This is a genomic window from Nostoc sp. NMS9 (assembly GCF_017114995.1).
GTDB lineage: Bacteria > Cyanobacteriota > Cyanobacteriia > Cyanobacteriales > Nostocaceae > Nostoc.
On sequence record NZ_JABXKL010000091.1, the window covers coordinates 147,784 to 173,690 of the forward strand.

The 25,907-nt window shown below is 41.6% G+C and carries 24 protein-coding genes; 12 read left to right on the forward strand and 12 right to left on the reverse strand.

Features of this window, described 5'->3' with window-relative positions:
* The first annotated feature begins 116 nt into the window (after positions 1 to 116).
* A complete protein-coding gene (locus HWQ40_RS29850) occupies positions 117 to 1,415 on the forward strand; it encodes a sugar ABC transporter substrate-binding protein (RefSeq protein WP_292785327.1) in 1,299 nt (432 codons plus the stop codon).
* Between the two features lie 142 nt (positions 1,416 to 1,557).
* On the opposite strand, the gene HWQ40_RS29855 is transcribed toward HWQ40_RS29850, so the two are convergent.
* From HWQ40_RS29855 to HWQ40_RS29865, 3 genes are all read right to left on the reverse strand, one after another.
* Positions 1,558 to 2,868, reverse strand: a complete 1,311-nt coding sequence (locus tag HWQ40_RS29855) for a folylpolyglutamate synthase/dihydrofolate synthase family protein (protein WP_292785329.1) — start codon at positions 2,866 to 2,868, stop codon at positions 1,558 to 1,560.
* A gap of 92 nt (positions 2,869 to 2,960) precedes the next feature.
* Positions 2,961 to 3,086: a photosystem II protein Y gene (locus HWQ40_RS29860; protein ID WP_099101230.1), complete on the reverse strand. Its 126-nt coding sequence runs from the start codon at positions 3,084 to 3,086 to the stop codon at positions 2,961 to 2,963.
* Positions 3,087 to 3,297: 211 nt separating this feature from the next.
* Entirely contained in the window at positions 3,298 to 3,825 is a 528-nt protein-coding gene (locus HWQ40_RS29865) for a gamma carbonic anhydrase family protein (protein WP_292785331.1), read from the reverse strand.
* A gap of 239 nt (positions 3,826 to 4,064) precedes the next feature.
* On the opposite strand from HWQ40_RS29865, the gene HWQ40_RS29870 reads away from it, so the two are divergent.
* The 5 genes from HWQ40_RS29870 to map all read left to right on the forward strand — a co-directional run bounded on the left by HWQ40_RS29870 (position 4,065) and on the right by map (position 9,960).
* Positions 4,065 to 4,577: a TIGR02652 family protein gene (locus tag HWQ40_RS29870; protein ID WP_292785333.1), complete on the forward strand. Its 513-nt coding sequence runs from the start codon at positions 4,065 to 4,067 to the stop codon at positions 4,575 to 4,577.
* Positions 4,578 to 4,655: 78 nt separating this feature from the next.
* Positions 4,656 to 5,099, forward strand: coding sequence for a VOC family protein (locus HWQ40_RS29875; protein WP_292785335.1), 444 nt, complete (start codon positions 4,656 to 4,658; stop codon positions 5,097 to 5,099).
* A 142-nt stretch (positions 5,100 to 5,241) separates the two neighbouring features.
* Entirely contained in the window at positions 5,242 to 8,154 is a 2,913-nt protein-coding gene (locus tag HWQ40_RS29880) for a pitrilysin family protein (protein WP_292785337.1), read from the forward strand.
* 103 nt (positions 8,155 to 8,257) lie between these two features.
* Positions 8,258 to 8,782, forward strand: coding sequence for a plastocyanin/azurin family copper-binding protein (locus HWQ40_RS29885; RefSeq protein WP_292785525.1), 525 nt, complete (start codon positions 8,258 to 8,260; stop codon positions 8,780 to 8,782).
* A 350-nt stretch (positions 8,783 to 9,132) separates the two neighbouring features.
* On the forward strand, positions 9,133 to 9,960 hold the full coding sequence (map, locus tag HWQ40_RS29890; protein WP_292785339.1) for a type I methionyl aminopeptidase: 828 nt from the start codon (positions 9,133 to 9,135) through the stop codon (positions 9,958 to 9,960).
* A gap of 270 nt (positions 9,961 to 10,230) precedes the next feature.
* On the opposite strand, the gene HWQ40_RS29895 is transcribed toward map, so the two are convergent.
* Complete coding sequence (locus tag HWQ40_RS29895) at positions 10,231 to 11,688, reverse strand: hypothetical protein (RefSeq protein WP_292785341.1); 1,458 nt, start codon at positions 11,686 to 11,688, stop codon at positions 10,231 to 10,233.
* 208 nt (positions 11,689 to 11,896) lie between these two features.
* On the opposite strand from HWQ40_RS29895, the gene HWQ40_RS29900 reads away from it, so the two are divergent.
* The gene (locus HWQ40_RS29900; protein ID WP_292785343.1) at positions 11,897 to 13,300 is read left to right on the forward strand and encodes an amidase; all 1,404 of its coding nucleotides are present in this window, start codon (positions 11,897 to 11,899) and stop codon (positions 13,298 to 13,300) included.
* Between the two features lie 115 nt (positions 13,301 to 13,415).
* Here the strand turns inward: HWQ40_RS29900 and HWQ40_RS29905 are convergent, their stop codons facing one another.
* The 4 genes from HWQ40_RS29905 to HWQ40_RS29920 form a co-directional block, all read right to left on the reverse strand.
* Entirely contained in the window at positions 13,416 to 13,856 is a 441-nt protein-coding gene (locus HWQ40_RS29905) for a DUF5615 family PIN-like protein (protein WP_366934035.1), read from the reverse strand.
* Positions 13,856 to 14,182 carry a DUF433 domain-containing protein gene (locus HWQ40_RS29910; protein WP_292785345.1) on the reverse strand — a complete coding sequence of 109 codons (327 nt, stop codon included), beginning with the start codon at positions 14,180 to 14,182 and terminating at the stop codon, positions 13,856 to 13,858. The genes HWQ40_RS29905 and HWQ40_RS29910 overlap by 1 nt, the downstream gene beginning before the upstream one ends.
* A gap of 144 nt (positions 14,183 to 14,326) precedes the next feature.
* Positions 14,327 to 15,193 (reverse strand): aldo/keto reductase, encoded by an 867-nt coding sequence (locus tag HWQ40_RS29915; RefSeq protein WP_292785347.1) that lies wholly within the window; start codon positions 15,191 to 15,193, stop codon positions 14,327 to 14,329.
* A gap of 439 nt (positions 15,194 to 15,632) precedes the next feature.
* Positions 15,633 to 15,833, reverse strand: a complete 201-nt coding sequence (locus HWQ40_RS29920) for a heavy-metal-associated domain-containing protein (protein ID WP_292785349.1) — start codon at positions 15,831 to 15,833, stop codon at positions 15,633 to 15,635.
* A 911-nt stretch (positions 15,834 to 16,744) separates the two neighbouring features.
* On the opposite strand from HWQ40_RS29920, the gene HWQ40_RS29925 reads away from it, so the two are divergent.
* Positions 16,745 to 17,008, forward strand: a complete 264-nt coding sequence (locus tag HWQ40_RS29925; protein ID WP_069070640.1) for a DUF3146 family protein — start codon at positions 16,745 to 16,747, stop codon at positions 17,006 to 17,008.
* Between the two features lie 60 nt (positions 17,009 to 17,068).
* Here HWQ40_RS29925 and HWQ40_RS29930 read toward each other — a convergent pair whose 3' ends face one another.
* From HWQ40_RS29930 to ntcA, 4 genes are all read right to left on the reverse strand, one after another.
* The gene (locus HWQ40_RS29930) at positions 17,069 to 17,485 is read right to left on the reverse strand and encodes a VOC family protein (protein WP_292785351.1); all 417 of its coding nucleotides are present in this window, start codon (positions 17,483 to 17,485) and stop codon (positions 17,069 to 17,071) included.
* Between the two features lie 90 nt (positions 17,486 to 17,575).
* Positions 17,576 to 18,031: a Holliday junction resolvase RuvX gene (locus HWQ40_RS29935; RefSeq protein WP_292785353.1), complete on the reverse strand. Its 456-nt coding sequence runs from the start codon at positions 18,029 to 18,031 to the stop codon at positions 17,576 to 17,578.
* 150 nt (positions 18,032 to 18,181) lie between these two features.
* Positions 18,182 to 19,672 (reverse strand): DUF3084 domain-containing protein, encoded by a 1,491-nt coding sequence (locus tag HWQ40_RS29940; protein ID WP_292785355.1) that lies wholly within the window; start codon positions 19,670 to 19,672, stop codon positions 18,182 to 18,184.
* A gap of 168 nt (positions 19,673 to 19,840) precedes the next feature.
* Positions 19,841 to 20,512, reverse strand: coding sequence for a global nitrogen regulator NtcA (ntcA, locus tag HWQ40_RS29945; protein WP_010998529.1), 672 nt, complete (start codon positions 20,510 to 20,512; stop codon positions 19,841 to 19,843).
* A 378-nt stretch (positions 20,513 to 20,890) separates the two neighbouring features.
* Between ntcA and fabI the strand changes: the two genes are divergently transcribed.
* The 4 genes from fabI to HWQ40_RS29965 all read left to right on the forward strand — a co-directional run bounded on the left by fabI (position 20,891) and on the right by HWQ40_RS29965 (position 25,549).
* Positions 20,891 to 21,667, forward strand: a complete 777-nt coding sequence (gene fabI, locus HWQ40_RS29950; RefSeq protein ID WP_292785357.1) for an enoyl-ACP reductase FabI — start codon at positions 20,891 to 20,893, stop codon at positions 21,665 to 21,667.
* 122 nt (positions 21,668 to 21,789) lie between these two features.
* Positions 21,790 to 22,425 carry an imidazoleglycerol-phosphate dehydratase HisB gene (gene hisB / locus HWQ40_RS29955; protein WP_292785527.1) on the forward strand — a complete coding sequence of 212 codons (636 nt, stop codon included), beginning with the start codon at positions 21,790 to 21,792 and terminating at the stop codon, positions 22,423 to 22,425.
* A 171-nt stretch (positions 22,426 to 22,596) separates the two neighbouring features.
* Positions 22,597 to 23,580 carry an ABC transporter ATP-binding protein gene (locus HWQ40_RS29960; protein WP_292785359.1) on the forward strand — a complete coding sequence of 328 codons (984 nt, stop codon included), beginning with the start codon at positions 22,597 to 22,599 and terminating at the stop codon, positions 23,578 to 23,580.
* Between the two features lie 499 nt (positions 23,581 to 24,079).
* Positions 24,080 to 25,549, forward strand: coding sequence for an SLBB domain-containing protein (locus HWQ40_RS29965; protein WP_292785361.1), 1,470 nt, complete (start codon positions 24,080 to 24,082; stop codon positions 25,547 to 25,549).
* Positions 25,550 to 25,907 lie beyond the last annotated feature (358 nt).

A 25,907-nucleotide genomic window follows, 5' to 3' on the forward strand; every position in this document is an offset into this window, starting at 1 on the left:
ATTTGTTGCGGTAAAGGCGTTATATATTACGTCTTTACGGGTAATTTATTTAGCCTATAATCTCAACAATTCTGTCTAAGCTTTTCACACTGATCAAGCGTAAAAATACTGGGAAAATGATTCAATTGCGAAAATTTAAACAACTTGTTGCTTTGGTACTGCTTGGCTTATTAACCAGTTGGATTGTAAGTTGCAGCACAGGTAATGTTAATACAAGTACAAAACAAGCTACTTCAGGAGTGGGAACTGTTGAGTTTTGGACAATGCAACTCCAACCTCAATTTACCGACTACTTCAAAAGCCTAATTGCGGATTTTGAATCGCAAAATCCAGGTATAAAGATTAACTGGGTTGATGTACCTTGGGCGGCAATGGAGAACAAAATATTAACAGCTGTCTCCGCAAAAACGCCACCTGATGTAGTTAACTTGAATCCGGGTTTTGCTTCCCAACTTGCCGGACGAAATGCCTGGTTAGATTTAGATGCAAAAGTCCCAAATGATGTACGTTCCTCCTATCTGCCGAATATCTGGAAAGCAAGTACGCTTAATGGTAAGAGTTTTGGAATTCCCTGGTATCTCACCACACGGTTAACCATTTATAACACTGATTTATTAAAACAGGCAGGTATCAATAAAGTCCCTGTAACCTACGCAGAATTAGCACAAGCAGCGCAACAAATTAAAGACAAGACGGGTAAATATGCTTTTTTTGTGACTTTCGTACCGCAAGATTCCGGTGAAGTGCTAGAATCTTTCGTGCAAATGGGAGTCACCCTAATAGATGCTGAGGGTAAAGCGGCGTTTAATTCAGCACCAGGGAAAGCCGCGTTTCAGTATTGGGTAGATTTGTATAAAAAAGGTTTGCTTCCTAAAGAGGCTTTAACCCAAGGACATCGCCACGCGATCGATTTATACCAATCTGGAGAGACTGTGTTTCTAGCTTCTGGGCCAGAGTTCCTGAAAACGATCGCTAATAATGCCCCAAAAATTGCTCAAGCTTCAGAAATAGCACCTCAACTCACCGGGGATACAGGTAAGAAAAATGTCGCCGTGATGAATATAGTTATTCCCCGCGATAGCAAACAATCAGATGGCGCAGTGAAGTTTGCTTTGTTTGTTACCAATGACGAAAATCAGTTAGCCTTTGCTAAAGCTGCAAATGTTCTACCTTCTACAATCAAAGCATTGTCTGATACCTACTTTAAAGATGTTCCAGCTAATGCTTCAACAATAGAAAAAGCGCGAGTGATGAGTGCTAAAGAACTGCCAAAGGCAGAAATATTGACCCCTACCTTGAAGGATTTTAATAAACTGCAAAAGGCAGTTTATGAGAACTTGCAAGCAGCAATGTTAGGCGAGAAGACTGTAGATAAAGCTGTAGAAGATGCGGCGCAACAGTGGGATCAAAGATAAATTTGGGCATTGGGCATTGGGCATTGGGCATTGGGCATTGGGCATGGGGCATTGGGCATTGGGAAAGAGGAGGCAGAAGGCAGAAGGCAGAAGTTCTTTAATTTTGAATTTTGAATTTTGAATTGATTTCTCCCCCATCTCCCTATTCCCTATTTCCCATTTGTAAAAAATCGCCGACTAAATAAAGGGAACCACACAAAACGATTAAATCGTCTGTGGTAGCGGTTGAAATTGCGGCTGCTAGTGCTGTGAATAAATCTGGATGGATTTGGCGATCGCTTAATTCGGGACAGAGGTTGTAAGCTAGGTTTGATAAGTAGTCTAGGTCAGCGGAAGTTTTACCGGGCCAAGGTTCTACTGGTATTGGTACTATATAAAGGCGATCGCCTGGTCGCAGTAAAGCGGTAAAAATATCAGTATGATCCTTATCGGCAAACATTCCCATAACCCAATTCACTGGCTTGTGGTTAAGTGTATCTAAGCTGTCAACATACTGGCGGAGAACTTGGGCGGCGGCGGTATTATGAGCGCCATCAAGTAATAATTTATGGTTTTTCCAAGTAGTCCATTGCATCCGCCCTGGCCATTTAGTTTTGGCCATGCCGTTAATTATGGCTTCTTCTAAAATCTGCCAACCCTGTTGTTGGAGAATTTCTAAAGCAGCTAAAGCCAAAGCTGAATTAGTTAACTGAATTTGTCCCGCTAACGGCAAAGGGTATTTAATTAATTTTAAATTTTGAATTTTGAATTTTGAATTTTGAATTGTTTCATATTCTGCCCAGCCTGTAGCGATTTCATGGGCGCTTTGAGGTGTAAAAATTGGGCATTGTAATTCTAAGGCACGCGATCGCACCACTTTGTCTGCCTCTGGTGGTAATGGCCCAACAACAACAGGACATCCAGGTTTGAGAATACCTGCTTTTTCTCTAGCAATATCAGCGACGGTAGGGCCAAGTTGCTGCCAGTGTTCGCGGCTAATGGAAGTAATGAGTGTAACCAAGGGTTCCAAGCAGACATTGGTAGCATCTAAGCGCCCTCCTAGTCCGACTTCTACCACAGCCACATCAACTTGTTGCTGGGCAAAATATAACCAAGCAGCCGCCGTAATGACTTCAAACTGAGTTGCCGATTCGTCCTGATGACGAATAACCGCTTGGACTTTTTCTAATAATTGACTCAATTCCTCTGAGGAAATTGGCTGTTCATTCAGACAAATACGTTCCGTCCAATCAACTAAATGGGGGGAAGTATAGCGTCCTGTACGATAACCAGCCTCAGTTAGTACCGAGGAAAGATAGGCACAGACTGAACCTTTGCCATTAGTGCCAGCAACATGAATTACTGGGACTTGCTGATGGGGATTGCCAAGATTTGCCAATAGATTGACAATGCGATCGAGTCCCAGGTGGACGCCAAAGCGTTGCAGCGGTTGTATTACAGAATCGATATCCAAGGAATGGGGAGTGGGGAGTACAGAGTGGAGACAAGGGCACAAGGGGAATAATCAATACCCAATGCCCCATGTCCAATACCCAATTAATGAATTTAAGCTTCTCTATCCAAAAAGCCTTGAATTTGTCTTAAAGCGGCAGCGCCAATATTAAACACTGCCCAGCTAGCGGCAATAACAACTGGTGCTAAAACGATCGCTATACGAAAATCGATATCCATATCTAAGAACCCCTCTTTTAAGTAGAAATTAAAGTTTTGTCAACAGCTCTCATTTTTATTCTTAGCTGAAGTGGGCAATTTTTCCAACTAGATATGTAAAGAATGTTTAAATTATGGGGGATTGGGCATTGGGCATTGGGCATTAGTTATTCTTTCTCCCCGTGCTTCCTTATCTCCCTCATCTCCCTCATCCCCTTCTTCTCCGCACTCCCTAAGCCTTGCTAAACCCAATATCAGTACCCTTACCAGCATGAATTAAAGCTAACTTTTGGTAACGTTTAGCGTGTTCAATCAGTTCTGCGGCTTCAACATTTGTTACTTGGCGTAACACTTTACCTGGAATACCGACAACTAGAGACAAAGGCGGTACATTTTTAGTTACCACTGCGCCAGCACCAATAATGCTACCAGCACCCACTCGTACCCCATCTAAAATCACTGCGCCTATGCCAATCAAACTTCCACGCTCAATGTAAGCAGAATGTACCACAGCGCGATGCCCTACGGTAACATGATCTTCTAAAATTGTTGGAAAACCAGCATCACCATGTAGAATTGCACCATCCTGAATATTTGTGCATTCGCCAATTTCAATCCGTTCTACATCTCCCCTCACCACTGCTCCATACCAAATGCTCACTCCTGTTGCTATATTTACCGAACCCATAACAACAGCATTGGATGCAATGAAGGCAGCTTGAGAAAAATCAGGAGATGTCCAGTAAGAAGCGGTAGACACGATAGAATATGAATATGGTACCCAGGAACACTGGAGAAACTCCAACCTTTGAGGCTGGTTGCACAACCAGGATATCACAGCGTCAAGCCTCTACGCTGAGGAAAACACTAGTGAACAATGTTCCTGCCGCAACACTGTGTCTATGCAGCAGTGAGCAAGTAACTCAAAGTGGTTGAGCCGAAGTGTATAATCCAACCCACTAGTGCTGGTGAAGACAAAATTATGTTTGTACGCACTTCATGATGAATCCAGGTTTGCAGTACCCGATGTTTGGGCCGGAAATACAGTGTCCCCATTGTCGCCAGACTATTCCGGCGCTGACACTAACAGATACCTATTTGTGCCCTCGTCATGGCGCGTTTGAAGCTAATCCTAAAAATGGAGAGTTAATCCATTTGCAATCGGGGCGTCATTGGCGGAGGTGGAATAATGAATGGTATAGACAACATACTCATCCTGATGGTATTCGCTTTGAAATTCACGAAGCATTAGATAAGCTCTATACCCAAGGCTTTCGAGCAACACGAGTGATTATTGCTCGACGCTATCAGGAATTGATGAGTGGCTACTTAGAACGCAGCACGCCTTGGCGTTCTGGACAACCAGAAGTTACTGCTGCGCGTTTGTACGGCTTACCCGTGGAGTTTAGCCCCGATACCTCAGATGATGCCTGTTGGGAAGTGATTAATTTTGACTTGGAAAAAGAGCCTGGTGTCCCTGTACGCTACCCTTATTTCAGGTTGTTTGAGTAATGGTCATTTGTCATTAGTCATTTGTCATTAGTGAATAACAAAGGACAAATGACTAAGGACTAAGGACTAAGGACTAATATGCACCACGCCTCTATTCGGACTGCGAATATTCATCAAGCGATCGCTTTCTACGAACTTTTAGGGTTTACAATTTCAGAACGCTTTACCACAGGCTACACCCTAGCTTGCTGGATGGAAGGATTGGGCGGCAGAATTGAACTGATCCAAATTCCCGAACCAAAACCAGCCCCAGATGCCTTTGCTGATGAGCATTATGTAGGGTATTATCATCTCTCGTTCGATTTAACTGAGATTACACCAGATTTACCTAGCTGGTTGACAAGTTTACAAGAACGTGTACTACTAACTGCTGAGAGTCAAACCGAAGGATCAGAACCGTTGAAGGTACTTTTAGAACCGACACAACAGCAAATAGGCGATCGCATTTACGAAGTAGCTTTCATTGCTGATACTGATGGCTTACCTCTGGAATTCATTCGGGTTTTAGCAAAACTCCCATAATTTAGCTTTTTTATTACCTTTGTTGCTAATATATTGTTTTTCTGTATTGTTACTGAAGTCACAGATTTTTTTGCCAGATTAAAGTGTAGTCACTCACAAAAATAATTATGTAACTTAATTTACAGATATATCTGCTAAATACATGTATGGATTTTCCAAATTTTATTCCAAATTTTATAAATATCCCTTGCCGTTATTACTTTTAAGTTTATGGCTAGTAGCTGTTTTTTTGTTGAGCGATCGACCTGCTCATAGCCAACATCCAGTTATATCTAACAAAGAAAAATATCAGTCAACCTTGCTAGCAAAAAGAATAATGCCCTCAACACTGACAGAAAATGTCCGCAAGACAGTGCTGGAAAATGGTCTAACTGTCCTGACAAAGGAAGTGCATACTGCGCCAGTGGTGACGGTGCAGGTGTGGTACAAGGTTGGCTCACGTAACGAAGAACCGGGTGTGAATGGCATTGCCCACCAGTTGGAACACATGATGTTTAAAGGTACAAAAAACCGTCCAATTCAATTTGGACGTTTGTTTAGTGCTTTAGGTAGTGATTCCAATGCTTTCACCAGCTACGACCAAACTGCATATTACGGTACTGTGGAACGAAACAAGCTAAAAGCGCTCTTGGTGCTGGAAGCAGACAGAATGCGAAATTCTCAGATTGAGCCGGAGCAATTAGCGAGTGAAAAGCGGGTAGTAATTTCGGAGTTGCAGGGTTACGAAAATAGTCCAGAATATCGTCTCAACCGTGCTGTCATGCAAGCGGTTTTTCCCAATCATGCTTATGGGTTGCCTGTAGGTGGCACTAAAGCTGATGTTGAGAAATTTGAAGTTGAGCAGGTAGAAAAATATTACCGCAATTTTTACAGTCCTGATAATGCTGTCTTAGTGATTGTTGGAGATTTTCAAACTGCAAACACCCTCGAAACAATTAAAAAAGTGTTTGGTAAAGTAGCGAGGCAGGAGGCAGGGAGCAGGGGGCAGGAGGCAGGAGGCAGGGAGCAGGGGGCAGGGGGCAGGGGGCAGGAGACTGGAGTTAATTCTGTATCACTCAGCACTCAGCACGGGCTAAACGCCCCGCTACCGCTAACAGTACTCAGCACTCCCATAGTATTGCGAGAACCGGGAGCAGGGCGGCTATTACAAGTTGTGTATCCGTTACCGGATGCAAATCAACCGGATGTCCCGGCGCTGGATGTGATGGATTACATCTTGACAGAGGGACGGAATTCTAGACTTTATCAGGCATTGGTGGAATCAGGTTTAGCTAGTGAAGTTACGGCATCCGTCACCAGTTTGCGAGAATCTGGCTGGTATGAGTTGTTGGTAACGGCTGGAACTAAACAAGATTTGAAAAAAATTGACTCAATGTTGAGTAGTGCGATCGCCAATGTAGCACAAAAAGGTGTGACATCTGAGGAAGTAGAACGAGCTAAAACTCAACTAACAGCAGATGTAATTTTGAGTAATCGTGATATCACTTCTCAAGCAATGCGATTGGGCACTGATGAGACAACTGTTGGTGATTATCGCTATACAGACCGCTATTTGGCAGCTGTTCGTCTGGTGAAGCAGACGGATGTTGTTGCTGTGATTAACAAATACTTGACAAAAGAATCGCGGACAGTAGGCTTTTTTGAACCAACCCAGAAGCGGATAACAGAAGTTGCTGACAAACCAGACTCAGCCCAAACTACAGAAAATTTCTCTCCTGGCGCACCTGTGCTTTTTTCTGAGGTGATGAAGTACTTACCGCCTGTGGATTTGGCTACAGATGCGATTCCCCAAGTCTTACCACAGGAATTTAAATTGACTAACGGATTGCGGATATTACTGTTATCAGATCGGAGTACTCCCACCGTTACCTTGAGCGGTTATATTCAAGCTGGGACGGAATTTGATCCAGAGAATAAAGCTGGATTGGCTGCTTTTGTGGCAGATAATTTGCTAAATGGCACTAAGAGCAAGGATGTTTTTACTATTGCTAAAGTCTTAGGAGAACGAGGGGCAAGTCTAGACTTTCAAACCTACCGCGAAGGTGTGCATATCGAAGGTGATAGTTTAGCAGATGATTTGCCAATACTCCTAGAGATGTTGGCAGATGTTGTTAAAAATAGTACCTTTCCAACCAAAGAGTTGGAACTGCATCGCCAACAAACCTTAACTGATTTGCAACAGGAATTAGATGAGCCATCAGAAGTAGCCAGAAGAGTATTTGTTCAGTCAATTTATCCGAAAAAACATCCCTTACATACTTTTCCCACAGAGGAGAGTTTACAACAGATTCAGCGCCAGGATGTGATTAATTTCAAAACTAAACATTATCGTCCAGATACAACAGTGCTAGCGCTGGTGGGAGATTTTGATCTAGACAAAGTGCGATCGCTCATTCACAATAAGTTTGGAGACTGGGAAGTTAGCGGTCAAGCACCCACATTAAAATATCCCCCGGTGGCAATGCCGGAGAAAATAGTAAGTGTTAACCCAGTTTTACCAGATAAAGCCCAAGCTGTAACTTACATGGGTTACACAGGCATTAACCGTTACGATCCTCAATTCCATGCAGCCTTAGTGTTGAACCAGATTTTAGGAGGCGATACCTTATCTAGTAGACTAGGTGCAGAAGTGCGCGATCGCCAAGGTTTGAGCTATGGAATTTATAGCTCCTTTCAAGCTGGAAAAAATGCAGGCACATTTTTGATAGAAATGCAAACTAGTCCTGAAGATAGCAGTAAAGCGATCGCTAGTACCCGCCAGATGCTACAGCAAATCCATCAACAAGGTGTAACTGCACTAGAAGTAGAAACAGCTAAACGCACCCTCATCAGCAACTACAACGTTTCGCTGGCAAATCCAGAGGAATTAACAGATAGAATTCTGATGAATGAGGTATACGGACTAGATAAAGTAGAATTGCACTCCTTCACTGATAAAATCCAGAAAGTTACCCTTACCCAAGTTAACCAAGCGGCTCGTGAGTTACTCCACCCAGATCAAATCGTAGTCGTTACTGCTGGGCCATCTGTGTTAGCAGAGAAAAGTATTAGGTAGAGATAGGCACTGGGCATGGATAATATAAAAAATAGGTAAAGTGATTTTTGCCGCTACCTATTAATTGTTCTTGCTCATCAGCATTGCCTTTTGAGAATTAATGATGAAAATTTATAACTATTTTTACGAAATTGTAATTAAATCCCTTACTTTCACAATTTCTGCTTGGGTACAAATATTACAGCGGAACTACGTGATATTAACGTTGCTCCTAGCTCTAAATTTCATCGCTGCTACTCCAGCAATGGCGGCGAATTTGTCTGGCGATTTGCTCAAGCAACCAGCTACAGAAATTACAGTTAGCTTGGGTAATTCAGCTAACGAACTCAAGTTTGAGCCAAATCATTTGGAATTTGAGGTTGGCAAACGCTATCAACTACGGCTTACTAATCCCAGCCAACTGAAGCACTATTTTACCGCTAAAGATTTTGCCGATGGCATCTGGACACAAAAAGTTGAAGCAGGCAAAGTAGAAATCAAAGGAGCCATTCACGAACTAGAACTCAAGCCCAGTGCTGAAGCCGAATGGGTATTTGTCCCTCTGAAATCTGATACTTATGGCTTACGTTGTACAATACCAGGACATACAGAAGCAGGTATGACTGGAGAAATTGCCATCAAGAATTAAAAATTAAATATAACTGAGCTAAATACAACATTTCATGAAATTCTTTGCGTACCCTTGCGCTTACCTTTGTGCCCCTCTGCGTTTAAATTCCAACCCTCAATTCATCACAATTTTAGACAAAACTGTACCAACTCCCATAGTACGTTGTGAAAAATAACTTAGGGCGTTTTTGATTCAAGTCCAACACATTAGGAGTATCTAAATATGTTATTCTATATACATTAGCGCCCAAAATAGAAGAATCCCTATCAGGGATTAAAATAACTTAAATTATAGATATTATTTCTCAATTAATCTAGAGAAAGCATTGATACTTCAGCGTCAGAGCCACCAGTAATTATTAATTTCCTATGAACATTTTCAGTAACTTACTTTCCCAAGCGACTCAGCCTGCACCTGCGAAAAAACAGCGCCGAGGAATTGAAATTAAATCGCCGCGTGAAATTGAAATCATGCGGCAATCATCGGCAATTGTAGCAACTGTCCTAAAAGAAATTTCCGAGCTAGTAAAGCCAGGAATGACAACGGCTGATTTGGATGCTTATGCAGAAAAACGCATCCGCGAAATGGGTGCAACACCGAGTTTTAAAGGATATCACGGTTTTCCAGGTTCTATTTGCTCCAGCATTAACAATGAAGCAGTACATGGCATTCCTAGCCCCAAGAAAGTGATTCGTGTCGGAGATGTATTAAAAGTAGATACGGGCGCTTATTACCAAGGCTTTCATGGTGATTCTTGCATTTCAATTGCTGTCGGTGAAGTGACGCAAGAAGCTGCTAAATTAATTCGCGTAGCAGAAGAAGCTTTATATAAGGGTATTGAGCAAGTTAAGGCTGGTGTATATCTGCTTGACTTAGCTGGAGCAATTGAAGATCATGTGAAATCTAACGGCTTTAGTATAGTCGAAGAATTCACTGGACACGGTGTTGGTCGTAACCTGCATGAAGAACCTTCAGTATTTAACTATCGTACTCGTGAGATGCCAAATGTTAAACTCCGGGCGGGGATGACGCTAGCAATTGAGCCAATTTTAAATGCAGGTTCCAGACACACACGGACATTATCTGACCGTTGGACAGCAGTTACTATGGATAATTCTTTGTCGGCTCAATTTGAGCATACAGTTTTGGTAACGGAGACTGGTTATGAGATTTTGACTGACCGTTCTAAAGTGTAATTTTTAGTTGTAATTATCTGTTTTTAAGAGAGGTGAAGCGTCGAAAGAGGACGATTTACCTCTTTACTTTTTTTAACCCACATTCCACAGATTAATTTGAAAATATTAGTATTTTCTATAATCCTACTAGAACAAAGCTTAAGGTCAAGGGGGTTATTTTTATATCTAAAAATAGTCACATTAATAGCTAATTTAGATGCATTTGCCCTGCTTCCTATGCTAGTGAGGTCTAACCTCAGATATAAAGCCTTTCAATTTTGAGGATGTACCTTACCACGATATTTGACTTATAGCCGCATAATTAGTTTTATAAATAGAAAGCATCTCTTTAACTTGTACAGAGACAGACGTACTTTCTGGAATAGCTTCTAATAAATTAATTGCTTGCTGCCATTTATCTTGTGCTTGCTGCCGACTTACTTGTGAATGAGGTGAATTTTGAACAAATAAATTAGCTTCTGTTGCTAGCTTGTGGGCTGATTCTAAGTTTGCTACAGCTTCCTTTTCAATTAGCACTCTTTGACTGATAGATTTATAGTTAATTTGATAGTAAGCTAATTTCTTCTTTGCCCGGTCATAAACTGATGTTTTAGCAGGAATTTTATCTAATAAAATTATTGCCTGATACCATTTAGTTTCTGCTTGTTGCCAGACTTTTAGAGGATGCGGTGGCTTTTGAACCAGATAAGCAGCTTCCATACCAAGTTTTTGAGCAGATTTAAAGTTGCCGATGGCACTTCCTTCTTGAGTTAAACTTAGATTTTGCTCTCTAATTTTCAAACCACCAAAAGTTAAGATTAATAAACTTGAGGCGAGAATCAAAGCTGAACGTACTATTTTTGGTGTTGAAAATTTTAGTAATATTTCTACTTCCTGGCTACTAATTGCTTCTTTATTACTTTCCTCTTTAATCTTTTTCAAGGCTTGTTCTGCCTGTACATTTAAAGTGTCACCCTGAATAATTAAAGCAGCAATTTGTTCTTGGAAAGAATCACAATCATTGAGAATATCGGTCAATTCTTTAAATTTATCTTCACTCGATATAATTAATTCGTGGTCATCATCTAACCACTCTAAAGCGAAACCAGATTTACCATAAAAAGCTGATACACCTAATAAAATATTTAATAAGCTGCGACTATTTTTAATAGTATCAAAAATATAATTTAATTTTTGCTTTAACTGTAATAGTTGTTTTTGATAATCGCTAATTTTTTCAATTTGATATTGCAAAATATTAGCTTTACCCAAGTCTAAGTCAATTTGTAAGCTCTCATTCAATGTTTTAAATTCATTGGATATACTTAAATTAATAATATCGGAATTTAGTTGATTTCCTAATTTAATATCACTGAGAATATCAGTCGCTATTGCTTGTAAAAAATAACCCCATTCAATCCAAGCATCAATTTTTGATTGTAAATCAGTTAAGGAAATTTTAGTTTCTGAATTCCCAAATTTTTCTGCGATCGCTGGATCTACTAATCCCAGACTAGGTATAAATAAAGTAGCTGCTGTGATTAATCGAGGAAGTGTAGCGATCGCAGAATTATTGATACGATCAAATCTCAATTCTTGAGCGATTAATTTTTTAATATTCCGTAGCTGTTCCTGAGCATTATTGATCAGGATAATTTGTTCCATGATTTCATTAGAATCGCCAATAGTCAGTTTTAGATTCTGAATTAGTGTTGGCAATTCACTAACAAGTATTTCTAGGTTAGCCATAAATACCCCTTAGGGATTTGTCGAAAGTTTATGCAAAACAATTAAAATGGCTTGAGTAAGAATATAACCACGCCTGTTGTATCTAAGCATCCTAGTTGAGTGACAAATCTCAGGAGCTATAAAATGTATAGTTCCCGGAAATCCTGCTAAAGTAACAATTTCAGTTTTAAAATCCCAGAGAAAGACAAAATTATCCATTCACTAACGTATGAATGAAGTTGATTTAGCATTTACCCCAGCATTAGAGTTGGCGCAATTAATCCGTCGCCGGGAAGTATCACCGCTAGAGTTAGTGGAAATATATTTAGAACGGATTGGGCAATTAAATCCTCAATTGGGAAGTTACTTTACGGTGACGGCAGAATTAGCGATCGCAGATGCCAAAGCCAAAACAGAATTATTGACAACTACCTCAGAACTACCGCCATTTTTTGGCGTGCCGATTTCCATTAAAGACCTCAATGCTGTAGCAGGTGTTACCTGTACTTATGGAAATCCGGCATTACTGAACAATATCCCTAACTATGATGATGGCGTTGTCACGCGGATTAAGCAAGCTGGATTTACTATTCTCGGTAAAACAGCCACTTCCGAATTAGGTTCATTCCCATACAGCGAACCTGCGGGTTTTCCCCCAGCACGAAATCCGTGGAATTTAGAATACACCCCTGGCGGTTCCAGTGGTGGCGCAGCAGCGGCAGTAGCAGCGGGATTGTGCGCGATCGCTCAAGGTTCTGATGGCGGTGGTTCAATTCGGGGTCCTGCGGCTTGTTGTAGTTTGGTGGGAATTAAACCATCTAGGGGCAGGGTGAGTAAAGCACCCGTAGGCGAACGCCTCGCTGGAATTGCCGTCAACGGGCCAATTGCCCGGACTGTTGCTGATGCTGCTGCCCTTTTGGATGCCATATCTGGCTACATGACAGGCGATCCTTACTGGTTGCCCGATCCTGAACCATCATTTATCGCTGCTACTCAGACAAAACTTGGTGCTTTGCGAATTGCCTTTGACACTAGCATTTCTCCTTTGGGAGAAGCTGACGCGAACTGTCAGCAAGGTGTCCGGCAAACAGTCCAGTTATTAGAACACCTCGGCCATCACGTTGAACAAAAATCCCCAGATTTTAGCGGTTTAGTTGAACCATTTCAGATTGTCTGGCAAGCTGGGGTAGCTGGATCAGGACTTCCTGTTGAAGCTTTACAGCCATTGAATCGCTGGCTATTTGCACGCACAGGTTCTGTTGGAGAATACCTGCAAGCAGTTTCTCAAATGCAGATAGTGGCACGGCAGATTGTGGCGTTTTTCGATACTGTGGATGTGCTGGTATTGCCAGTTTATCTACATTCACCTATCCGCGTTGGGGAATGGGCTTCGCTGAGTCCAGAAGAGACATTCCAAAATATTATTGAGTGGGTTGCCCCTTGTCCGCCTGCGAATGCAACTGGACAACCTGCGATCGTAATTCCTGTAGGCTTTGACAGTAAGGGTTTACCCATGAGTGTGCAGCTAATTGGTAAACCTGCTGCTGAAGCCACAATCATCAGCTTAGCAGCACAATTAGAAGCGGCTAACCCTTGGATTCATCATCGTCCAGCCTTTGCAATATTGGGCTAATCATGCAGGCATCCCTGGAACAACTTGCAAAAATTATTGTCTTTGTTGGTTGAGAAACATTTTATAAAATGTTTCTCAACCTGCAAAATTTTTTCATCTCACAGGACGGACTACACTAATCAATCGACCTCTTGCAAAAGTCCCTAACACCCCACCCCAACCCCTCCCCGCTTGCGGGGAGGGGAGACAAAGCGTAGCTTTGGCGGGGTGGGGTTCTTATTTTGGATTTATGCAAGAGGTCTAATATACTTGTCAAAAGTTGTGCCGCCAAAATTGCTGCATGAATCCTTTGTGCTAATCCACTTCTATCTACATCATCTGTGCAAATAATAATACCAGCATGAGTAGGCTGCAAACGATGCAAGCGTTTGAAGTCTCTGCGATTTAAGGTTAAAACAACTTGCTCATTGCTATTTGCAAATGCAAGAACTTCGTCATCAGGAATTTTTAAATTAGCATTTCCGGCTTCTTGGACAGTAAGAACATCATGCCCCAAATCACGTAAATGCTCCACAACCTGATAAGGAAACTGTTCATCTGCATACAAACGAGCCATTAGTCTTGTTCATTCTCCTTAATGGCTGTTGCGATTTCCTCTGGGTATACAGTGGCATAAACCCAAGCGTTGGTTAAGTCAGTTGCAGATAGAGTTGGATAGTCTTTCAAAAGTTGAGCTTCGCTAATACCCAAATTCCGAGCATTAACTAATACCCAAACAGGAATACGTGTTGCTGTAATACAAGCATCCCCACCACATACCCCTGGAATTTTCTCAATTCCACGCCAAGGATTGCCTAAGCTTTGAGCTAGTATCTGAATCGCTTGTGCTTTTTCGTTTGGCGTTAAGGCAAGTAGTTCTGGTTCTAACCTTTGAAGCGTCATAGCATTACTACCAACCCATGATAAAAGACTTTATTTAGTATTTTAACTCACACAACTATTGGTAGATCAATGAATAACTGATGGGTAGGGATTGTTCGTAGTTTGTGCTTTAGCGAAGACAGTACAGACTACGAACTTATGAAATTAAGTTGCCCGATCAATTTTTTGCACTTCTTCATCAGATAGTTTTACATTGATGGCTTGTATTGAGTCTTCAATGCTGGAAAGCTTGCTAGCACCAGGAATAGGCAAAATAGCAGGCGATTTGGAACGCAACCACGCTAGAACGATATTGTACACCGACACGCCTTTTTCTTTAGCTAACTTAGCGATCGCAGAAATATCCTGCAAATCCTGATGGCGACGCCTACCACCAAAGGGACTCCAAGGTAAAAAGGTCAATCCTTGCTGTTCACAATATTTTAATACGCCGTCATTTTCTGGCTGTCGTTGCCAAGGGCTGTATTGATTCTGCACCGAAACAATATCCACCACATCCCGCGCCTCCTTAATTTGTTCAACGGAAAAGTTAGAAACTCCTACAAACCGAATCAAACCAGCCTCTACTGCTTCTTTAACTGGCGCCAGGGATTCTTCAATCGTATAATTAGTATCGGGAGAATGATACTGCCAAACATCGATGGGTTTAGTACCACCCAACGCCTCAAAGCTGACTCGAATTGTTTGGCGCAAATGTTCTGGGTTGCCGTTGCTTGTCCAGTTGCCATCGGGACGCATCAACCCGCCCTTAGTTGCTACAATCACTTGGCTAACATCGCCTTTGTAACTACTAAGTGCCTTGTGAATTAGCTGCTCATTGTGGTGCTTATCTGACTCATCTTTACAGTAAGCATCGGCAGTGTCAATAAATGTAATACCCAAATCCAAGGCACGATGAATAACTTGGATTGATTGCGATTCAGGAGGGCGATTAGCAATTGACATAGGCATACCACCCAAACCAATTGCACTTACAAAGATACCAGTTTTTCCTAGTTGTTTGGTTTCCATGCTTTTAGCTATAGCTTTCTGCCCTAATTATCTATCAGTTAGTTATTCATCATAAATCCTCCCTAGTGCTTAGACTTGAGGATAAGTGAATGTAATTCTTCCTTCTGCTAGGTGTGAGAATACCACGTTATTTGACAGACAACTGTCGTTGCCTCTAACTTCAGGGTAATTGAAACTTCTACCTAATAATGATTACTAATATGAAATTTAGCATTTAATTTTATGAAAGTCATGTTTGATTGTGGTCTTGGTGAATTTAATTATTATTGATGCTTACCAATATTTATATCCGTTTGTCATGCTGTCAGAGAAGGAATAGTTGCGATCGAGTAGAATAATTTATTAACATTTACGCCCGTCAAACGGACGTAAATATCATTAAACAATTGTGCTGGCTAAATGATTTCCTCTAAATTTATTAGAAAATTTAGAGATTTAGTTAATAGCCCTCTATAGTATAACCAGCAGATTGAACTATCTGTTTAATTGACTCTTCAGAAGCCGCAGCATCTACAGTGACAGTTTTGGTCTCAACGTTCACATCTACTTTGGCATCAGATTCCATAGTCTGAATAGATTTAGTTATTTTCTGGGCACACTCATTACCTTTAATATTGGGAACTTTCAATTTAATTGCCATTACTTACCTCGTTACCTAAACTGAAATTTACCTTTAATAAATATAATATCGATTTGAAGAATAAGCGCACATCTTACTTGAGTTAGGGAATTGAGCATCATATAAATAGTAATAACTAATAGTTATACTTAAATCATTATTGACAAATTATTGAAGCAGTAAAACTAAATGAAAGTCCAAAATATATAAAGTTATTTATGAAAATACACTTAGAAACTACTAACTTATGAAAAGCTGTTTTTTAGTTTGTTATGAAGACTCCACGAGACATTCACCCTGCTTTTATTGGCATTCTTGTTCGACATAGTTGTTTTAGTAGCACTGCCCGATCGTACAAGCGTCTATGCGTAATTCACGAAACTTTTTTATCTGTAGTTTTTAATTTATTGTATGCTTCAGGTACTTTTGCCCAATATTTAGAGTACATATAGATTCAAAAAACAGCTATCTTGCGGCATAGATATACTATGGGTTTCGCAACAAAGACTTTCACTGACACAATTATGATAGGAGTGTTGGACACTGCTAATTTGGATATTTACGCTAGAGACTGCTTCACATTGCGAATGGAAACAATTCCTGAAATGTACCAGTAGTTGAAATGCGATCGCTAGAAGCAATGAAAAAATTAGCATTTTTCGTTTGATTTATTTTCTCATCTCTACAATGAACTGTGATGCTCTAAAACTTCCTAATGCTTCTGTACAAGACGCTATGCGTAGTTTGCTTTCCCATAGGGGTAAGCTATCGGTGACGCGCAACTTCAGTATACTGAAGTCATCCTGCTTATAAACACAACCTAGTCAACTACAAATACCCACTTTGTCAGTTTGTCTAATTAAGATATGTTTGGTAAATAAAATAAGTAGCCTACATCATCGGCTGTTATTCCACACTTGACATAAAGCATTGTGAGTGCAAAACGTCTGCCAGAAACCATTGCCCATGTCAGAATTACCCGCCAATCCTGGCAACACGGCTTCCTTGAGGGTGAAGTGAGTGCGGGTGAGTTTGAGTGGCATTTCCAGTGGCATTTTCGCCGGGGAGAACTTGCCGTCAAGCCTTCCCAAGGTCGCGCCTTAATCAAAGAACCTCTTGGTCGATTCTTGGAGCAACAAGATTACCAGCTAGAGCCTGGAGGAGACTATGCTTTTACGATTCGAGCAGAACTTTAGGAGTTATAAGTTGTGAAGATCAGTTAAAACACATCTTGAGAAATTGAGTTGTGCTGCTGTTCACTCCATTTTAAACTTTCCATTGAAAAGCACTACACGCCAACCATCAGGGTCTTCAATCGTTACGCTTTTGCTTTTCCAATAAGGGTTTTCTGGCTCAACTTCGGGATATCCCAAACTGGCAAGACGGTTTTTGATTTGTGCTATTTTTTCTAGATCGGGGATATACAGTACCAGTAAGTTGTCTTTTGTTGGAGCAAGACAGGTACTTCCAGTTTTATGAGTTGTAAATTCTAGGTGGTATTGAGCGTTGGGCAATCCAAACATGACTCCATCGTATCCATCATGCTCTGCAAACGAGTACAGCTTTCTCAATCCCAAGCCATCCTCGTAAAATTCAACCACTTTTGCCAGTTTGTCGGTTGGTCTAGCAATTCTAAACTGAACAGCGGGAAAATGTGTATTATTTGTGTTCATATTACCTTTTCATTGAACGACAGAACAACAGACACAAAGGAGACAAGATGTGGAGCAGCTTAGTAACTCCTAACTTATTGACTTGACTCCTCACTCATAACTCCTCACTTCTGATTCGGTGAGGCGATTTAAGTATCTTTCGATTAAGAGGATGGCAACAATGTCATCTATGGGTCTTGGAGGCTGTCGTAGACCCTGTGGTAATAGCTTGATTAGCCCTTTGGGCGGGAACATTTGCCAATAGCGATCGCGTGCTTCTAAGGTTGTGTAGCGCTCATCCACTAAAATAATACTCAATGGTTCTGTCAATTCTTGATATAATTTCTGTCTCCACTGTTTGGCTGTAGTTTGGTCGCCCATGACCATCAAAGAAATCGGAAACCTTTGACGCAGTGTCTCAATGGTAGAGATCGCTTCTTTTGCTAGCACGACCTGATGATAATGCAGTTGCCGATCCAGTCCCATCACCGCTAAACCACACTTATCTCGACCTGGATCAAACCCCAAGATGACTGGTTGCGTTGGTGAAAATTCACGGAAATTCATAATAAATTAAAAATTAAAAATTAGAAATGTACCCTTACAGGGATCTTGCTACGCGTAGTGTCTGCTAAATAAAAAATGCAGCTACAGCAACTATTTTGGCTGCTGTTCAATATGTTTAAATCTTACTAATAACAGCGTACAAATAATTTTTTAAGTACTAAAAATAATTTTTCCGTTAACTATTGCCACTAATTTTACTCTCAATGGCCCGGCTGTATAAGTATCCTCTGCTGCGATCGCTTTGATCTCCAAGGGTTGATTATACTGTCTTAATTGGCTGACAAAACGCAGAAAAGTCCCCTCTACTTGCACATTTTCAACAATTCCGGCATTACGGGCACGAAATTGGGAAGCAGAAATCAGTATTTCTAGCCGCTGCTGTAACTGATAAGATGTCATGGTTTTGGAATCAGCAGTAGTCGTGGCTAGCACTGCGCCTCCGGAAAAAACCAGTTGATTCTGGGCTGTATCCGCGAAAAATTCTATCTGCTTTTCTCCCCTGACGTAATTACCAGCAGAGAAAATTCGCACGACGTATTCTTTACCATCGCCAATCTGCTTGCTTAATTGATCGACCCTATCCTGGGTCACGCGCAGCAGCTCTAAATTTGCCGGATTTGCACCAGGCTCACTTAATTCGAGGTTGGCGTTGCGATTGGCTTCTTGTAAAAGTTGTACCACTGCCTGACGAGCAGCAGCAGGTTGAGTAACGCGAATTACAGCAGCGGACAGAACTTGACCACGAACTAAGGCCAGCTTACCTAAACGCAAGTCGCGGTAGGACTGATAATATTTTTCCAGCCTAGCAACTTCCTGTTCTAGTTCCTCCTGTTGTGCTTCCAATTCTTTAAGGCGCGATTCCCGTTTGGCAATCACTTGCTCTCGCGCTGCAACTTCTACATTACGCTTTTGAATTAGTTGATCCAGTTGGGAAATTTTTTGATCGCGCTGTTCTATAGCTTCTTGACGGTTGGCAAGTTCGCGATCGCGTTTTTCAATTGCTGTTTTGGCTTCGTCAATGGCTTTTTTAGCTTCCGCATACAGTCTTTGACGTTCTGTCTTCAGTAGTTCAACTGCCGCCTGTAGTTCCTTTCTCTGGTTGTAAACACTTTGCAATTCAGCTATGGCTTTTTGATATTGAGTTACAACTCGATCTAGCTGACCTTGAGTGCGTTGGAGTTGAGTTTGGGTTTGGGCTTGTTGACTAATGGTGCGGTTTAACTGGGCTTGCGTTTCCCTCTGTTTGGCATTTGCCGCCTGCAACGATTGATTAATTGCCTGCAAGTCTTGTTGTGCCTTTGCTTGAGCAATTCTTGCTTGGTTTAGCTCACCCTCTACCTGACTTTTCTGAGTTTCTGCGGTTTTTAGCTGTTCTCGCTTCTGTCTGAGGTCTGTTTGAATATCCTCTAACTCAAAGACTCCTTTTCGCAAGCCTTCGTCGGCAGCGAATAAAATCCCTAAAGTTGATGCTGAAATCAAACCACCAGTAAAAATTGTTACTAGTACGGCAGTATTTTTCGGACGAAGCTTAAAAAGTGAGAGGCGGGCTTTGCCAACTCGTGTGCCGATGCGATCGCCAACGGTGGCAATTACGCCTCCCAGAATCAAAATTGCTGCGATGAGGATGTATCCGGTGGTCATCTTTAGCTACCGAAATCCTTCCAGATACAGCCTACTACTTTTAAGCATTGTCTGGAAAGAAATGGAAATTGGCAATAGCTGAAATTATTCAATTTTAGATTTACCTCTAGCTATTAGTGTCATTTTTCAAAATACAACACGCGCCAATTCCCCTTTCTCCAATTGTTTTTATGTGAACTGTCTACTTAAGGTAACAGGTTTATGCACAGTAATCTTCTTTTTGTGGATAGAAATCATCTTTTTCTCACGCAAATCTCCCAGTAGCCTAGTAACAGTAACACGAGTTGAACCAATTGCCTCTGCGATCGCTTGATGAGATAACTTCAGATCAATTGTGATCCCATCTGCACAAGGAACGCCAAAATCCCGACAAAGAATTAACAAAAAACTCACCAACCTAGAACCCATATCTCGGTGGGCAAGAGTTTCAATCATCATCTCCGTTTGTAGAATTCGTGAAGACAGACCTCGCAGCATTAACATTGATAATTCTGGATTTTCCTTGAGTGCTTGCTCGACCTGTTCAATTGGTGCCGACAGTAATTCCACAGGAGTAAATGCAACCGCATGGTAAAACCGATCCGACTTATTTCCTGTCAGCAATGACAATACACCAAAAACACTATTTTCCCGCAGCAACGCTACCGTTATTTCCTCTCCTGCCTCGTACACCCTGGAAAGTTTAACAGCACCTTTCAAAAGAAAATAAACTCGTTCGGCAGGATCGCCAGGAAAAAAGATCGTTTTATTGCGTTCAAACGTTTCCACAACTGGCGGAAACGCCCCGGTCGCCATCTGACGAAAAACATTTGCTAGGGCTTTATCTTGTGTCACGATCATCTCCCTTCCCCTACCCAATGCCGGAAAAACAAAAACTGATTACCTAAGAATACACCCGAAAAATGAATAAAGCACCGTCAACCTTTCTGTACTTTCCTATACTCAAACTAATCTCTTCATAACTCTTTGTTTATAATGATACATAATTGTTGATCCTTTCAGCTACTAATTGTTGATAAGTAGTTCCAATAGCTGTATTCAAAAGGTTTTTTGAAGAACAAATAAAGATATCTTGAGAATATCTTTATAAAAAATCAAGATTTTTTTCATAGAAAACATCCTTAGCAATATTCATTTTTGCCAATCCTGTATAAAACAAAGACAAACTAGCCTCAGATTCTAGTATGCTCCTAATGATCGATCGCATTAACAATTTCTATGCTAAATCTGACTGGAAAAAATGCTCTTGTTACAGGTATTGCCAATAACCGCTCGATCGCCTGGGGCATCGCCCAACAGTTGCACAAAGCTGGAGCAAACCTGGGTATTACCTACCTGCCGGATGAACGCGGCAAGATGGAGAAAAAAGTCGCGGAATTAGTAGAACCCCTCAACCCCAGCTTATTTCTTCCCTGTAATGTCCAAGATGAAGATCAAATTAAATCTACCTTTGAGACAATCCGCGAACAGTGGGGAAAGCTAGATATTCTGATCCATTGTCTGGCCTTTGCTAGCAAAGACGATTTGAGTGGAGATTTTAGCCAAACTTCTCGTTCTGGCTTCAACACCGCCTTAGAAATTAGTACTTACTCGCTGGTGCAGTTAAGTGGTGTAGCCAAACCTTTGATGACAGAGGGAGGTAGCATCGTCACTCTGACATATTTAGGTGGTGTTAGGGCAATCCCCAACTACAACGTTATGGGAATTGCCAAGGCGGGGTTAGAAATGAGTGTGCGTTACCTAGCTGCGGAACTAGGGCCACAAAATATTCGCGTGAATGCCATCTCCGCAGGCCCCATCCGTACTTTGGCATCTTCAGCAGTGGGTGGGATTTTGGATATGATTCATCATGTAGAAGAAGTAGCACCCCTACGACGCACCGTCACTCAGTTAGAAGTAGGCAACGCGGCGGCTTTCTTGTGTAGTGATTTGTCCAGCGGCATTACCGGACAAATTCTCTATGTAGATGCAGGATATGAAATTATGGGAATGTAAGATAATTTGGGCATGGGGCATTGGGGATTGGGCATTGAGCATTGTGTATTAGTAAAATTCTTGCCCATGCCCCATGCCCCATGCCCCATGCCCCATGCCCCATGCCCCATGCCCCATGCCCTATGCAAATCAGCAAAATTAATTCAAACTACGATCGCTTAACCCAAACCCCTCGGATTGCCACTGTTCACCGCACCACTGGTGAAACTAATGTACAAGTTACCATCAACCTGGATGGTAGAGGAACTTGTACAGCAGTAACAGGTATTCCGTTTTTGGATCACATGTTGCATCAAATTGCCTCCCACGGTCTGATTGATATCGATGTCCAAGCCAAGGGAGACTGGGAAATTGATGATCATCACACCAACGAAGATGTAGGCATTACTTTAGGGCAAGCTTTTAACCAAGCACTAGGCGACAGAAAAGGGATTGTCCGCTTTGGTAATTTTCTTGCACCACTGGACGAAGCCTTAGTTCAGGTAGCGCTAGACTTTTCTGGACGACCTCACCTTAGCTACGGCTTGCAAATTCCTACTCAGCGTGTAGGAACCTATGACACCCAGTTAGTACGAGAATTTTTTGTGGCTTTGGTAAATCATAGCCAGATGACACTGCACATTCGGCAACTGGATGGCATTAATTCCCATCACATAATTGAAGCGACATTTAAAGCTTTTGCAAGAGCAACACGGCTGGCGGTGGAAATTGACCCCCGACGTGCTGGCATAATTCCCAGTTCTAAGGGAGTTCTATGAAAGGAGTCAAATTGGGCATCGGGCATCGGGAAAACTCTACCCTTGTCTTCCTAGTCCCCAATCCCCAGTCCTCAGTTCACGATAATTGACACACAGCTTGGTGATGGTTATTATCAGCCTACCGGGTAATTTTTAATTAATACCAAGCTGATAAATAGTGATTTAACCGAGATGAAGTCTGTTGCAGATGACCCTAATTCTCAACTTAATACGACAGACACTCCGCCAGTAGTCCTAACTTCTGAGTTGCGAAAAGTCTATCGCACTGGTTTTTGGCTAAATCAAAAAGTCGTATCTCTCAAAAACTGTTCTTTAACGGTTTACAAAGGCGAAACCTTTGGGTTGCTGGGGCCTAATGGTGCTGGAAAAACCACCCTTTTAAAATTGTTGCTGGGAATTATTCATCCCACCTCTGGACGGGGATCGTTGTTGGGTAAACCAATAGGTGATCGCAGTGTTAAGCAACATATCGGTTATCTACCAGAAAATCCCTATTTGTATGACTATCTCACTGGCTGGGAATTTTTGCAGCTAGCCGCTGGGCTATTCCAAATTCCCCAAAGTGTCCAACGTCAACGCATTCCCCAACTGCTGGAATTAGTGGGTTTATCGCAAGCCGATGCTCGTAAAAAGCTGCTGCGTCGCTATTCCAAAGGAATGCTACAGCGTGTTGGTATGGCACAGGCATTAATTAATGAGCCAGATTTAGTTTTTCTAGATGAACCTATGTCTGGTCTAGATCCAGTGGGACGCTACCAAATGCGGGAAATTATCCTGGCGCTCAAAGCTGCTGGTAAGACAATTTTTTTTAATAGCCACGTTCTGAGTGAAGTAGAACAGATTTGCGATCGCATTGCCATCCTCGCTCAAGGTGAACTAATTTGCTCTGGTTCCCTCAATGAACTCTTAGGCGTAGGCAACACATATCACGTCAAAGGTCAAGGTGGTGACTGGGAAATTCTCAAAAAATGGATACCCACTCTCATATTTGAGCCTGATGGTTCCTGGCACGGTACACTACAAGATGATTACTATGATTTTCTTGCCAGTCTTCGTCTCATGGAAGGTAAAATTATCGCCATTAACTTGTCACGTCACTCTCTAGAAGAATTTTTTATTCAACAAATCCAAAGAAAAAACAACTCATTGAATTAGTCTTGTTGCCAAATAGTAAATTTTCAACTGGCTTGAAGAACAAAACCCAAAATTCTGTCTTTTTGAGTTCTCTTTGCCCAACACAATCCACAAAAAATAAAATTCCGACATCTTTTCAAGGTTATTTGTATTTATTTAATGAACTTGTTCCTAATTTTAGTAGTCCCTTACTACTCATCGCAGATTTTAAATGTTATCAAATTAACTTTGACAAGAAAACTTTATTCGTGACTACTTGATTGTTGGCTAACAGATAATTTCTTGTAGAAACTGGGTTTAGTTGCGTAAATCCTATATTTTTTGATATTGCTCTATTCAAGCAACATTAACTTTAAGCTAACTTCACTAAAAATTTAAGTTCAATAAACAAATTTCCTCCGGAAAATCACACTTTTCTAGGAAAATAAGAGTGTCGGGGAACTTGAATATTTAGGTATAGTCAAAATAAAAATGTTTAGACAGTACTTTATTGATTGTAGTTTCAGAGTCTCAGGTAAATATGCTTAACAAAAGTTTGTCTAAATTCCTAATTCAGCCAGCTGTAGGTATGGCTTTGTTAACTGCTGTCAATGCCGCTGTGTCATCTGCCAGTCTAGCTCAGGGACAACCATTACCACCAACTACACAACCACCAATCACACAAACACAATTAGATACTAATTATTCATTAGGAGGCGGCGATCTCATCCGTGTAAATGTATTTGAAGTACCTGAATATACAGGTGAATACCAAATTCCCCCAGGTGGAGCAATCAACCTACCTTTAATTGGCAGTGTGTCAGTACTAGGGCTAACAACTGAACAAGCTTCTGACGAAATAGCTAGAAGATATGCTCGCTTCCTCAAACGTCCCTTGATTTCAGTCAATCTGTTGTCTCCCCGTCCCATCAATATTTTCGTTGCTGGAGAGGTGACACGTCCTGGAGCTTACACTCTAAGCTTGAGCGGAGGCGCCGGGAACAATCCAGGCGTACAATACCCTACTGTATTAGCCGCATTAACAACAGCACAGGGGGTGACTTTAGCTGCGGATGTGACTCAAGTTCAATTACGGCGTAGAATAGGACGTTCTTCAGAGCAAGCTGTCACCCTCAATTTGAAAGAACTCATTCAAACAGGCAAGTTATCGCAGGATATTACCTTGCGGGATGGAGACACTATAGTTGTGCCAACAGCAACCAACTTCAGCGTCGCAGAATCTCGCAATATATTTGCAGCTAACTTTGCCGCCAGTCAAACCACACCCCGCACAGTAACAATTATTGGTGAAGTTAACCGTCCTGGTTCGTATCTTGTCACCCCAGGTAATACAGATAGCCAAGTGGGCGCAACCCCTAACAGTGGCACTGCCAGTCCCACTGGTTTACCAAATGTGACACGGGTAATTCAATTAGCTGGTGGAATTACAGCACAAGCTGATGTGCGTAATCTCAAGCTACGCCGACCTACAAGAACTGGCTCAGAACAATCTATAGATATTAATCTTTGGCAACTGTTACAGAGTGGTGATGCTAATCAAGACATCATTGTGCAAGACGGAGATACAATTGTTATTCCGACGGCAACTGAAATTAACCCCGCAGAAGCGACTCAATTAGCTACCACTACTTTGTCTCCTACACGGATTCAGGTTGGTGTGGTAGGCGAAGTTAAAAAACCAGGTCTAACAGATGTTCAGCCAAATAGCTCTTTAAATCAAGCTATACTCGCTGCCGGCGGATTTAATGATGCCAGAGCTAGTAGTAGTGCTGTTGATTTGATTCGCCTCAACCCTAATGGTTCTGTCACTAAACGTATAGTAAAAGTGGATTTCTCCGCTGGGATTAATGAGCAAACTAATCCCATACTCCGCAATAATGACGTTGTAGTAGTCAACCGATCTGGTTCAGCTAAGACTGGCGATACCGTCAACACTATAACTGGACCTCTAGGTGTTATCTTTAATCTTTTGAACTTATTCGGACTCTAGTTTAAGAGATAGATGCAAATTGGGGGCGTTGCCCAACCCTCTTCGTCCCTAAAATTGCACTACCCTTGAATCAACAGCAAGTTACACATAACAAACGCTCCACAAGGCATCGCTTCTTGCAAATTGCGTTTTCTAGGGGCTGTCATACTGGTTAGGACAAGTCTGCTATAAATACTCTGACAGCTGCTCTCTTCTGATTTGCTAATGTTCTAAGCTATCTATCTGACCACTTCTATATATCTGTCATTATAATAATTTCAAGTAATATTACCCATAGAGAAATACTGTAAACTTTATAACTCTCACTGTAAATTCTTAATGTGCATTGATCGGCTTTTGCAATCTTTATTCTAGGTAC